The 12,327-nt window shown below is 56.3% G+C and carries 9 protein-coding genes; 6 read left to right on the plus strand and 3 right to left on the minus strand.

The features are described from left to right. Positions 1-156: 156 nt before the first annotated feature. Positions 157-2,613, minus strand: a complete 2,457-nt coding sequence (locus QE435_RS21355) for a glycoside hydrolase family 2 protein (protein ID WP_349042591.1) — start codon at positions 2,611-2,613, stop codon at positions 157-159. Positions 2,614-3,089: 476 nt separating this feature from the next. On the opposite strand from QE435_RS21355, the gene QE435_RS21360 reads away from it, so the two are divergent. Then, positions 3,090-4,142, plus strand: a complete 1,053-nt coding sequence (locus tag QE435_RS21360) for a LacI family transcriptional regulator (protein ID WP_349042592.1) — start codon at positions 3,090-3,092, stop codon at positions 4,140-4,142. 12 nt (positions 4,143-4,154) lie between these two features. Here QE435_RS21360 and QE435_RS21365 read toward each other — a convergent pair whose 3' ends face one another. Continuing rightward, complete coding sequence (locus QE435_RS21365) at positions 4,155-5,669, minus strand: NAD(P)H-hydrate dehydratase (protein WP_349042593.1); 1,515 nt, start codon at positions 5,667-5,669, stop codon at positions 4,155-4,157. Between the two features lie 349 nt (positions 5,670-6,018). Between QE435_RS21365 and QE435_RS21370 the strand changes: the two genes are divergently transcribed. The 4 genes from QE435_RS21370 (at position 6,019) to hspQ (ending at position 9,316) form a co-directional block, all read left to right on the plus strand. Continuing rightward, positions 6,019-6,357 (plus strand): P-II family nitrogen regulator, encoded by a 339-nt coding sequence (locus tag QE435_RS21370; protein WP_007753933.1) that lies wholly within the window; start codon positions 6,019-6,021, stop codon positions 6,355-6,357. A gap of 65 nt (positions 6,358-6,422) precedes the next feature. After that, positions 6,423-7,832: a type I glutamate--ammonia ligase gene (gene glnA, locus QE435_RS21375; protein WP_306933016.1), complete on the plus strand. Its 1,410-nt coding sequence runs from the start codon at positions 6,423-6,425 to the stop codon at positions 7,830-7,832. Positions 7,833-7,998: 166 nt separating this feature from the next. Continuing rightward, entirely contained in the window at positions 7,999-8,952 is a 954-nt protein-coding gene (locus QE435_RS21380) for a DMT family transporter (protein ID WP_349042594.1), read from the plus strand. Between the two features lie 34 nt (positions 8,953-8,986). Further along, the gene (hspQ, locus tag QE435_RS21385; protein WP_062427401.1) at positions 8,987-9,316 is read left to right on the plus strand and encodes a heat shock protein HspQ; all 330 of its coding nucleotides are present in this window, start codon (positions 8,987-8,989) and stop codon (positions 9,314-9,316) included. A gap of 181 nt (positions 9,317-9,497) precedes the next feature. Here hspQ and QE435_RS21390 read toward each other — a convergent pair whose 3' ends face one another. Beyond that, entirely contained in the window at positions 9,498-10,145 is a 648-nt protein-coding gene (locus tag QE435_RS21390) for an invasion associated locus B family protein (protein WP_306933022.1), read from the minus strand. 318 nt (positions 10,146-10,463) lie between these two features. Here QE435_RS21390 and QE435_RS21395 point away from each other — a divergent pair, with 318 nt between their 5' ends. After that, positions 10,464-12,290 (plus strand): extracellular solute-binding protein, encoded by a 1,827-nt coding sequence (locus QE435_RS21395; RefSeq protein WP_349042595.1) that lies wholly within the window; start codon positions 10,464-10,466, stop codon positions 12,288-12,290. The last annotated feature ends 37 nt before the right edge of the window (positions 12,291-12,327 follow it).

The following is a 12,327-nucleotide window of genomic DNA, read 5'->3' on the forward strand; positions in this document are numbered from 1 at the left end:
CCGAAGAGGCGGCGGATCGTGGTGCGGTTAGACTAAAGCATGTCGCGCAAAAGTGTGCAGCGGTTTTGCGATAACGACATGCGACAAAACAGATATCTAGAGCGTGTGAGCGAATCTGAAAGATCGCGATACGCTTTAGAAGATCACCGTCGGCTTTCAAGCCTGGGACTGCGACGTGTAAAGATCGAACACCTTGAACGACGGCTTAACGGTCTGCGACTTTTCGCTCGGAGAGAAGACGATGCGACGGCTTTCTCCGGCAGCGAGGTCAAAGAGATTGTCGGAGTAGCGCCCGGCAACATCGGCTTCCACCATGACGAAGAGCGCCAAGCCCTCTGCCTGAACCTCGACCTCGACGTCTCCGTTGTCCAGCGCCTTCACCTGATGGCTTAGAGCGGATGGCCGAAGATCAAGTGACTTGTAGGTCTCGCGCACATGATGCCCCTCGCCCATCATCCCGTTGGAGGCGATGAAGTTCCAGGAGAGCAGCGCGCCAGCCGGAAATTGATCGAGATCGATCTCGGTCAACAGCGTCGCAGCATCCGGTCCGCAGGTGCCACTGGCGGATTTCAGCGGAATGCGGACGCCATCCAGCGCCAGGGCGAAGATGTTCATGTCGATTTCGACATCGTCCAGCGTGTCGTTGACCATCGAGAACAGAAGGGACTTGCCGTCTTCAGAAGGAATGGCTGACACGGCAACCGGCTGGAAGAAGCGCCGCGCCGCATAATGCAGGGCTTTCCAGTTGCCGCCATAGTCGAGGCTCGACCATGAGGCGACGGGCCAGGTATCGTTGAGCTGCCAATAGAGCGTGCCCATGCAATGAGGCTTCAGCGAGCGCCAATATTCGACCGCGGTTTTGATGGCGAGCGCCTGTTGCACCTGGCTCACGTAGACGAAATTCTCGAAGTCCTTGGGGAAGCGGAAATAGCGGAACATCGTTCCCGCAATCCGCTCATTGCCGCCCGCATTCTTCTGGTGGAGTTCGATCACCGGGGATGCGATGTTCATGTCCTTGTTGTCCGCATAGGTGCGGATGACTGGCATGGACGTATAGGATTGGAAACCGAATTCCGAGCAGAAACGCGGACGCACTGTCCGGTAATCGTCGAAAGACTTGTTCTCGTGCCAGACGGACCAGTAATGCATATCGCCCGACCCATCCGCATGCCACGCGTCGCCATAGTCGAGATAGCCGGAGGCCGGGCTGGAGGGCCACCAAATGGCCGATGGCGCGGCCTTCTTCAATGCGCGCTCGATGGTGCGGTTGAGGCGATCATAGGCGACCAGATAGCGATCGCGGTTGTTGCGCGACTCCTCGAACCAGTTCAGTGCGCCGACCAACTCGTTATCGCCGCACCAGAGCGCAATCGAAGGATGAGAGGCAAGACGCTTCACCTGATAGTCGACCTCAAGCTCGACATTGTCGAGGAAGTCTTCGGTGCAGGGGTAGAGATTGCAGGCGAACATGAAGTCCTGCCACACCATCAGACCCAACCTGTCGCAGAGATCGTAGAACCAGTCCGGTTCGTAGAAGCCACCACCCCAGACGCGGATCATGTTCATGTGGGCTTCGACGGCGGAGAGAAGCAGGTCTTCGGTCTTCTGCGCACTTGAGAGAGAAAACAGTGCGTCAGACGGTATCCAGTTCGCACCACGGCAGAAGATCTCGCGGCCATTGACGCGAAGCGCAAAACGGCTGCCAGCCTCATCCTTATCGGTCAGAAGCTCGACGGTGCGAAAGCCGATCTGGCGCGTCAGGGTCTCATCCGGCAGATCGACACTCAGCGTGTAGAGCGCCTGCTCGCCGCTACCTGCGGGCCACCAAAGCTTGGGATTTTCGACAAAGAACACATGACGAATGACGGTCTCACCAGCAGTGACACCACAATCGAGCCTCAGCCTCTCGTCGCCGAGCGACAAATGCACAGGCACGCTGCCAGGCTGAGCGGCATAAAGCGTGACCTCCACATGCAGTTCCACACCGCCATCCTTATGATGCTGGGTGGTGGTGACGTGCTCGATGCGCGCCGTCTCGAGCCGGCGCAGGAGGATGTTTCCATAAAGGCCGAGTGGCGCGATCGCGATGTTCCAGTCCCAGCCAAAATGGCACTGCGGTTTACGCAGAAGATTGCCGTTGGGGATGGGTGAGTTGCCGGGGTGGTAGGGCACATAGAAAGGCTGCGCCGCCTGGCGGTCGGCGCCTGCCTTGATGCTGGAATGGAAATGGATGCGGATCATGTTTTCACCCGGCTGGAGAGCCGAGGACACATCGGGTCTGTAGCGGCGGAAACAATTGTCGGCTGTCAGGACAGGCGCATCATTGACGAAGACGACGGCCACCGTGTCGAGATTGTCGATATCGAGATACCAACCGGCGTCGACATCATCGACCACGAAACTGCGCTCGATGATCCAGTCGCGATGCGCCACCCACTGGACGTCATTCTCGTTCCTGCCAAAATACGGATCGGGAATGATCGATGCTTCGCGCAAGGCCGTATGGACATCGCCCGGGATTGTTATGCTTGTGCTATGATCACCTTCAGCCGAAGCCAGCCGCCACGGGCCGGAGAGATCGATAACGAGATCGCGTGCATAGGTTGATGCCATTTTCACTGCCCTGCTTGTTCCCGCAACCGCCATGGCGTTGCGACTCCATCCACTGTCTGCAATGCGGTTAAAGCAAGTCCCAGCCTCTTCCGCAGCCATGAAAAATCAGATCGGGAATTCCTCCGGGCGGAAACGTTATCGTAAAAAATTATAACCGTCACCCATGAAAAAAGCGCTCGACAAATATCAGATAATACTCACACAAAAACCTTATACAACACATTCTCATATGTATTCAATTTCAATACACTAGCTTAGATTTTTAATGATATCTCTAAACAGGATTCGTTCGTCTCCCGCCATCGGAATGGGGCGTTGGTGCATTTGAAAGAAGATTAAATATTCACCCGGTCGTGTCAAATCTACATCGTTTCAGTCGCACTCGCTCATGAGCACAATCCGCTGCGACACCTTAAGCTTTGCAATGGGATAAATCCGCACTACGATGACTGTCCGGTAAAGGAAGGTGGCGGCATATGAACGACAGCACAGATATCGAAGCAAGCGGCCAAGCCCTTTCATCCAACGAACGTCCGACGCTGAAGACCATCGCCTATATGACCGGTCTCGGCATCACCACAGTCTCAAGAGCCTTGAAGGACGCGCCGGACATCGGTGCGGACACCAAGGAGCGCGTGCGGCGTGTCGCGCAGCAGATCGGTTATCAGCCGAACCGCGCGGGTGTACGTCTTCGCACTGGCAAGACAAATGTCATCGCGCTCGTCCTCAGCGTCGATGAGGAATTGATGGGTTTTACCTCGCAGATGGTCTTCGGCATCACCGAGGTTTTGACCAACACACCCTACCATCTGGTGGTGACGCCACACACCCATGCCAAGGATACGATGACCCCTATCCGATACATTCTGGAAACGGGGTCTGCAGATGGCGTCATCATTTCCAAAGTGCGCCCGGAAGATCCGCGCGTGAGGCTGATGACCGAGCGAAACATGCCCTTCGCCACCCATGGCCGCAGCAGCATGGGCATAGATCACCCTTTTCACGACTTCGACAACGAAGCCTATGTCTATGAGGCGATGAAGCGCTTGGCGCAGTGTGGTCGAAAACGCGTGGCGGTGCTGCTTCCGCAAAGCCAGTTTTCCTATCATGACTTCGCCCGCCGCGGGTTTGAGCGCGGCCTCAAAGACTTTGGCCTGAGTGAATTCGCTCTGCCCAACATCAACAACGACACGCCGCTGGAAGAGCTGAAGCAGGAAACCGCAAGATTGATGACCGGCACCGATGTGCCGGACGGCATCGTGTCGATCAGCGGCAGTTCGACGATCGCGATCGTGGCCGGGATCGAAGCGAGTGGCAAGAAGATCGGTACGGATGTGGATATCGTGTCGAAACAGTCCGCCGACTTCCTCAACTGGCTTCGACCGGAAATCCACACGATGAACGAGGATATCAAGCTGGCGGGTCGCGAACTTGCACGGGCCGTGCTCGCTCGCATTGAAGGCAGACCGACCGCAGAGCTTCAGACGATCAGTAAGCCCGTCTGGTCGAGCCATACGCCCAAGCTCTAAGGCATCTCGTTTCTAGCGCGCTTTAGCCTTCGTTTGAAACGCGGCGAATGGGCGGACAGCCGATGCCAAATCCTCAGCGATCAACCCCGGCCCGAGGCCCTGCGCAATCTGCCCGTGCAACCACACCGCGGCGGCGGCGGCCTCGAATGCCGGCACCTGCTGTGCGAGAAGCGCGCCGCAGATACCCGCCAGCACATCGCCAGAGCCCGCCGTTGCCAGCGACGACGGTGCGTTCGTATTGACGCTAGTACGGCCATCAGGTGCCGCAATGACTGTATCGGCTCCCTTGTAGACGATGACGGCATTGCTGCATTTGGCAGCGGCTTGCGCCTTTTCGATCTTGCTCAGCGTGTTATCCGCATGAACGTCCGGGAAAAGTCGTGCAAACTCTCCCTCATGCGGCGTCAAAATGCGCGGCGCGTCACTGGCGAAGAGCGAGAAGAGTTTGTCCCTGTCATCTTTGAAGGCGGTTATACCATCGGCATCCAGCACCAGGGCGCGACCCTTGAGAAGCGATACGAACTCTCTGGCCTTCTTCAGATCGCCGAAACCCGGACCAAGAACATAAGTGCCATGACGTTGATCGTCAGCCCATGTGGCCAGCGCATGTTGATCCTCAACGGGCGTCACCATGACCGCAGTGAGCGTTGCCGATAGAACCGAGATCGCTTCCTGTGGTGCTGCGATCGTCACGATACCGGCACCCGCGCGCAAGCCGGACAGGGCCGTCATCCGCGCTGCGCCGGTTGCGTGGGATGGGCCTGAAAAGACGGTGAGATGACCGCGTTTGAATTTGTGTGTCTCCACATCATCGAGAACGAGACAGCGCTCCCAGAGATCAGCGGAGTTTTCCCAGAGGCGACCTGTATGCGCCTCAACGATCCGCTGAGGAATGCCGATGTCGAAAACCTCCAATGCGCCGCAAAGTTCGCGCCCTGGCATCAGAACATGCCCTGGCTTCTTCGCCACAAAGGTCACAGTATGCATCGCCTTGAAGGCCGCCCCGAGAGCGACGCCGCGGCGACCACAGAGCCCTGATGGCAGATCGATCGCGACGACAGGCGTCCCCGCCCGCTCCACAATACCAATGACCTCGGCAACCTCTGACGGAACATCACGCGATAGGCCCGCCCCGAAAATCCCGTCGATCACCACGTCGCCGTCTCGCGGCGTGAAAGCAGCAAGCGGTTCATAGCCTGCATTCTCTTGGTCATCCATCAAGGCATCATAGGCCTGCCTTGCTGCACCCTTGAGCTTGACCGCGTCGCCAAACACGAACACCGCAACTTCCGCACCCGCCTCCCGAAGAGCGCGGGCGGCAACGAACCCGTCGCCGCCATTGTTGCCGGTTCCACAAAGAACAGCGTACCGATGCGCCTGTGGATAATGCCGCAACGCGCAGGCGGCAACGGCCTGCCCGGCCCGTTCCATGAGCGAGAGGATGGAAAGCCCACTGGCTTCCGCTGCGGCATCTATGCGGCTCATTGAGACCGGATCGACAAGAAGACGGCGAATTGACTGACTCATGATGCGCACCTCATCGGAAAATATCGCGAAACGCAACCGGCGCTTTTTGAGGCAAGAAAGAAAGGCTAAAAATCGATCAAATGATCATTTTTTATGCAATTAAAAACGCCAGAAGTCGGTAAGCTAACAGGTTGTAATTGTGGCCGCTTTCGAAGAATTTTGCCATATTTGGCTCAACAGGGAAACATTTTGCAGGCTGAACACGCTCAAACTGCGCGAAATCGTTCACTTCATCGTCAATTTTCGCAGATTTTTTATTCAAACTGGCTTCCGATCTGGCACGATACGTGCATTCTTGTGGTGGAGCGGAAAGACCGCTTTAACGGGAGAAGCGGAGAGATATTTTCTCATGAAAAAGATCGAAGCGATCATTAAGCCTTTTAAGCTCGACGAAGTGAAGGAAGCCCTTCAGGAAGTCGGTCTTCAGGGAATAACGGTTACGGAAGCCAAGGGCTTTGGTCGTCAAAAAGGCCATACTGAACTTTATCGCGGCGCAGAATATGTCGTCGACTTTCTGCCGAAGGTGAAGGTCGAAGTGGTGCTTGCAGATGAAAATGCGGATGCTGTGATCGAAGCGATTCGCAATGCCGCTCAGACAGGGCGCATCGGCGACGGAAAGATTTTCGTCTCGAATGTGGAAGAAGTTATCCGTATTCGTACGGGTGAAACGGGTGTGGACGCCATTTAAAAAAAATGAGCCGAAAAAGGCTCATGCTTCACCGGGTTGAACATTACCACTCAAGGAAAATTGCTATGACCACCGCCAATGATATCTTGAAGCAGATCAAGGACAACGATGTAAAATTCGTCGACCTGCGCTTTACAGACCCGAAGGGCAAGCTGCAGCACGTCACCATGGACGTGGCCTGTGTGGACGAGGACATGTTCGCTGACGGCGTCATGTTCGACGGCTCCTCCATCGGTGGATGGAAAGCCATCAACGAATCCGACATGGTGCTGATGCCGGACCCTGGCACCGTTCACATGGACCCGTTCTTCGCGCAGTCCACGATGGTGATCATCTGCGATATTCTGGATCCGATCTCCGGCGAATCCTACAACCGTGACCCGCGCGGCACCGCCAAGAAGGCGGAAGCCTACCTCAAGGCGTCGGGCATCGGCGACACGGTTTTCGTTGGCCCAGAGCCAGAATTCTTTGTCTTCGACGACGTGAAGTACAAGGCCGATCCCTATAACACCGGTTTCAAGCTCGATTCCTCCGAGTTGCCGTCCAACGACGACACCGACTACGAGACCGGCAACCTCGGCCACCGTCCGCGCGTCAAGGGTGGCTATTTCCCCGTACCGCCAGTCGACAGCCTCCAGGACATGCGTTCCGAAATGCTGACGGTTCTTGGCGAAATGGGTGTGGTTGTTGAAAAGCATCACCACGAAGTGGCATCTGCGCAGCACGAACTCGGCGTCAAGTTTGACACCCTGGTCTCCAGCGCCGACAAGATGCAGATCTACAAGTATGTGGTTCACCAGGTTGCGAACGCTTACGGCAAGACGGCAACCTTCATGCCGAAGCCTATCTATGGCGACAACGGCTCGGGCATGCACGTTCACCAGTCCATCTGGAAGGGCGGCAAGCCAACCTTCGCAGGCGATGAATATGCTGGCCTCTCCGAGACCTGCCTCTATTACATCGGCGGCATCATCAAGCATGCCAAGGCGATTAACGCCTTCACCAACCCGACGACCAACTCCTACAAGCGTCTGGTCCCGGGCTACGAAGCACCTGTTCTGCTGGCATACTCTGCGCGCAACCGCTCGGCATCCTGCCGCATTCCGTTCGGCTCCAACCCGAAGGCAAAGCGCGTCGAAGTCCGCTTCCCGGACCCGACGCAGAACCCCTATCTCGGCTTCGCTGCCATGCTGATGGCGGGCCTTGACGGCATCAAGAACAAGATCCATCCCGGCAAGCCCATGGACAAGGATCTCTACGACCTGCCGCCAAAGGAACTGAAGAAGATCCCAACGGTCTGCGGAAGCCTGCGCGAAGCGCTTGAAAGCCTCGACAAGGACCGCAAGTTCCTGACCGCTGGCGGTGTGTTCGACGACGACCAGATCGATGCCTTCATCGAACTGAAGATGCAGGAAGTCATGCGTTTCGAAATGACTCCGCATCCAGTCGAGTTCGACATGTACTATTCGGCTTAAAGGTTTGCGTGAGGCGCTCTTCGGAGCGCCTTTCCAAGCCCCCGCGCCGACATGGATGGGATCACAAGACCATTCGACGGATAGAGGCGCCCTGCGGGGCGCCTTTCTCTTTTCAAGCAATAGATGGGCAAGGTCCCTCTGACGAAATACGAAAATGGAAATGCCCATGAGTTCCGCCCCGTCCCCTCGCCTTCGTGACTGGCTGATCTTTCTGGCCGTTCCCTTCTTCTTCTCCAGCAACGTGATATTCGGCCGCGGCATCAGCGGCGACGTCTCGCCCTTTATCGCCGCCTTTCTGCGCTGGTCCCTCTCCACCATCTTCGTCATGCCCTTCATTCTGGGCGACTGGCGCGCCTGCGTGACCTTTGTCCGAAAGAACACAATGCTCTGGTTTGTTCTTGGCGCGCTCGGCATGGCGGTCTGTGGTGGCGTCGTCTATTGGGGCCTGACGAAAACCTCAGCTGCAAACGGCACGCTGATTTACACGACATCGTCACTCTTCATCATTATCTTTCAGCGTATCTTCCAGGGTCGGCCAATCAGGCGGCTGGAGCTTATAGGCATGCTCATTGCCTTTGCCGGCGTCGCAGAGATCGTGCTGAAGGGAGATATCTCACAGCTCTGGGCGTTGAATTTCAACATTGGCGATCTCGCGATCTTGAGCGGGGCCATCGCCTTTGCGATCTACTCTGTGCTCCTGCGCGATCCCGCCGCGCGCAATCTTGCATCTCTGAGCCTCTTCGGCACGATCGCCTTTTCCGGCGCTCTTGTTCTGGCGCCGCTTGCCGGCGTGGAACTTCTTAGCGGCGGCCTATTACCCTCTACGCCAATGGCCTGGGCAAAGATCGGTGGCATCATTCTCTTTGCGTCGATTGCGGCCTTCTACTGCTTCACGCATACGGTCCGCGTCTTCGGACCGGTGACAGCCGGCATTACTCTCTACATGATGCCACCGGTATCCATTGTCATGGCCGTGCTGTTTCTTGGCGAGACATTCGAACCATATCATGCGGTAGGCATTGTACTTGTGACAGGAGGCGTGGTCCTCGCAACGGCACCTTTGGGAAACAATCCGCTGATTGGGCGCTTGAGACCGCTACATCTTGATATTTCCGCATAATACCCCAAATTGTATGGGGAAAGGATGACATGCCATGAAACAACGAAACGCAAAATTTACCATCGGCGAAGTCGTTCGCCACAAGGTGTTTCCGTTCCGCGGTGTGATATTCGACGTTGATCCCGAATACGCGAATACCGAGGAATGGTGGAACGCAATCCCGGCTGAGATACGCCCCGACCGCGACCAGCCGTTCTACCATCTGCTGGCGGAAAACGATGAGACTGAGTATGTCGCTTACGTCTCGGAGCAGAACCTTGTGCATGACGAGAGCGAACAGCCATTGCGCAACCCGAATATCACTCGGATATTCGACACGACGCCCGATGGTGAGCTGAGGCCAAAATCGGCCATGACGCACTGAGTCAGCGAGTTCCAAAACCTAAAGCATGCCGAGCAAAAGTGTGTAGCGGTTTTGCGATAACGACATGCGATAAAACGAAGACCTAAAGCGTGTGAGCGAATCTGAAAGATAGCGACACGCTTTAGACATGAAAAAACCGGCCTCAAACGAAGCCGGTTCTTTTTTGGTCTCTGCAGACCAATTAGTTTGCAGGCTTGGCCTTAGCGGCCTCCTGTGCTGCTTCCAGCTTCTTGCGAGCTTCTTCAGCCTTCTTCTGCATGCCTTCCTGCAGCGAACGCTGGCTTTCGGCAAGCTGAGACTGGCTGATCGGCTGGCCGTCATAAGCACCGGTGAAGCCGTTCAGTGCAATCTTGATGGGGTTCGGCGCACGACGGAAGTTGATCGAGGTGAAGACGACTTCGTTGCCCTTCTTCAGGCTCGCAATCATTGCATCCGTCAGCTGGACTTCAGCCGTGCACTTATCGGGAAGGCAAACAGCGTAATCAAGCTTCTGGCCCTTGCCGCCATCGATCTGCATGACGACGCCCGGAGGCAGAAGACGTGCAGTCGGAACGGAGACCTGAAGGATTTTGCGGTTGACCTTGCCTTCGACGCTGATGAGGCCAACGGCGGTAATCATCTGGCCGTTCTGGGCAAGAACGATATTCTGCACAACGCAAACATCATTGTCTTCCTGCTTGCTGCAGGTCTTGAACCAGCCGAGCGGCGGAGCGCCTGCCGGGGCGGCAGCCTGCTGAGCCTGAGAAACAGCCGGTGCAGACACGGCGCCCAGAGAAAGAACGAGAGCAGACAGGGCCGCCCGGGTGAATGTGTTTGCAGTTTGCATCATAAGAGTTCCGTCTCCTGAATTTATGCGAAGCAGCGCTTCATGTGAGCGCCGCTCAACATCGCCGGTATCCGTCTGCCCGTTCCACTGTCGTTTAAATGAGGCAAATGCGTGACCCGAGTGTTTCGGGACTCCTGTTACATCCCGTTCGACCTGATATCCAGCATTTCTTTTACTTTTTCCTTGTATCCGACAAGATTTCCGTGATCGGATGCCCCTGTCCGCTGTGATACATTTGCGCGGGAATCAAACAAGACAGGCGATTTGAGTTCAGGTCCCGCGACCTTGGAATCAAAAGCCCGAATGCGACAGGATAGTGACATGCGAAGCCTTTTGGCGCTCATTCCCGCCCTTCTGATCTCTGGCATGGCGATGGCTGAACCGCTTCACGGCATTTCGATGCACGGTAAACCCGCCCTGCCTGCGGACTTTAAAAATCTTCCTTATGTGAACCCGGACGTAAAGAAAGGTGGCCGCGTTTCCTATGGCGTCGTCGGCACTTTCGATGCCCTCAATCCCTTCGTTCTCAAAGGAATGCGTACCACCGCGCGCGGCGTTTGGGACCCGGAATTCGGAAATCTTCTTTATGAGCCGCTGATGCAGCGCTCCCATGACGAGCCGTTCACGCTTTATGGTCTTTTGGCGGAAAGCGCCGAGTGGGACGATGACCGCACCTATATCCAATTCAATCTTAATCCGAAGGCCCACTGGCAGGATGGCAAGCCTGTCACGCCGGAAGACGTGATCTTCAGCTTCAATCTTTTGAAAGAAAAAGGCCGCCCGCCATTCGACAGCCGCCTGAATGGCGTGGCCAAGATGGAAAAGGTGGGCGAGCATAGCGTTCGCTTCACCTTCAATGAAAAAGCCAATCGCGAGACGCCGCTCATATTGGCGTCCTCCACGCCGATCCTCCCGGCCCACGCCATCGATGCCAAAACCTTCGAGCAGGCAGGGCTGGGACCGGTGATCGGCTCCGGTCCCTACAAAATAAAATCCTTGCGCCCTGGCGAACAGATCGTCTGGGAAAGGGATAAGAATTATTGGGGAAAGGACATTCCTTCCAAGGTCGGTTTCGATAATTACGATGAAATCAGCGTTACCTATTTCCTGCAGGTGACGACGATGTTCGAAGCCTTCAAGAAGGGCGATATCGACATTTATCCGGAAGGCGACGCGATCAACGGTACGTCCGACACGTCACACTGGGGCCAGGCTTATAACTTCCCTGCAGTTCAGCGCGGCGATATCGTCAAGGATGTCTTCGAACCCGGTCTTCCATCTGGCATGTTCGGTCTGGTTTTCAACACCCGCCGCCCGATCTTCGCCGACGAGAAGGTGCGCGAGGGGCTGTCCTACGTGCTCGATTTCGAGTGGATGAACCGAAACATTCTCGGTGGCGCCTTCAAGCGAACCCAAAGCTTCTGGCAGAACTCCAAGCTCGGTGCCTATGGCAACCCGGCCAACGAGAAGGAACTGGCGCTGCTCGGCGACGCCGCAAAGCGTCTGCCGCCGGAAATCCTGGCAGGCACCTACGAAATGCCGACGACGGACGGCTCGGGCGCAGACCGCAATGTCCTCAAGAAAGCCGTTGCCAAGCTCGGAGAGGCGGGCTTCACCATCAAGAATGGCAAGATGGTCGACAAGGACGGCAAGCCTCTGAGCTTCGAGATCATGACGCAAAACCCGGCACAGGAGCGTATCGCGCTTGCCTATCAGCGGTCTTTGAAGTTGATCGGCGTCGATATGGCGATCCGTTCCGTGGATGATGGACAGTACCAGTCCCGCTCGAACAGCTTCGATTATGATATGATCATCCGCTCCTTCCCCTCGTCCTTGTCGCCGGGTGCAGAACAGATCAATCGCTGGGGCTCGGTCTCCAAGAACGCCAATGGCAGCTTCAATTATGCCGGCGTTGCGGACCCGGATATCGATCGGATGATCGAGGCTTTGCTGCAAGCGCGGGAGACGGAAGATTTCGAGGTTGCCGTGCGCGCCTACGACCGCCTTCTGACGGCCGGCCATTATGTGATTCCGCTCTACTATATCGGCGCACAATGGGTTGCCCGCTGGAAATATATCGACCGGCCGGAGAAGACACCTCTGACCGGAAACCAGAAGCAGACATGGTGGGATGCGCGCGCGCAGTAAAAACAGCTGCGCCGCTCCATCCGCGACGGTTCCCTTT

Source organism: Agrobacterium sp. SORGH_AS 787 (genome assembly GCF_030819035.1).
Taxonomy (GTDB): Bacteria; Pseudomonadota; Alphaproteobacteria; order Rhizobiales; family Rhizobiaceae; genus Agrobacterium; species Agrobacterium larrymoorei_B.

Bases quoted from the DNA above. Each gene is read 5' to 3' on its own strand.
- QE435_RS21355 (WP_349042591.1), bottom strand. From the start codon at position 2,613: ATGGCATCAACCTATGCACGCGATCTCGTTATCGATCTCTCCGGCCCG.
- QE435_RS21365 (WP_349042593.1), bottom strand. From the start codon at position 5,669: ATGAGTCAGTCAATTCGCCGTCTTCTTGTCGATCCGGTCTCAATGAGC.
- QE435_RS21390 (WP_306933022.1), bottom strand. From the start codon at position 10,145: ATGATGCAAACTGCAAACACATTCACCCGGGCGGCCCTGTCTGCTCTC.
- QE435_RS21360 (WP_349042592.1), top strand. From the start codon at position 3,090: ATGAACGACAGCACAGATATCGAAGCAAGCGGCCAAGCCCTTTCATCC.
- hspQ (WP_062427401.1), top strand. From the start codon at position 8,987: ATGAAACAACGAAACGCAAAATTTACCATCGGCGAAGTCGTTCGCCAC.
- QE435_RS21370 (WP_007753933.1), top strand. From the start codon at position 6,019: ATGAAAAAGATCGAAGCGATCATTAAGCCTTTTAAGCTCGACGAAGTG.
- QE435_RS21380 (WP_349042594.1), top strand. From the start codon at position 7,999: ATGAGTTCCGCCCCGTCCCCTCGCCTTCGTGACTGGCTGATCTTTCTG.
- glnA (WP_306933016.1), top strand. From the start codon at position 6,423: ATGACCACCGCCAATGATATCTTGAAGCAGATCAAGGACAACGATGTA.
- QE435_RS21395 (WP_349042595.1), top strand. From the start codon at position 10,464: ATGCGAAGCCTTTTGGCGCTCATTCCCGCCCTTCTGATCTCTGGCATG.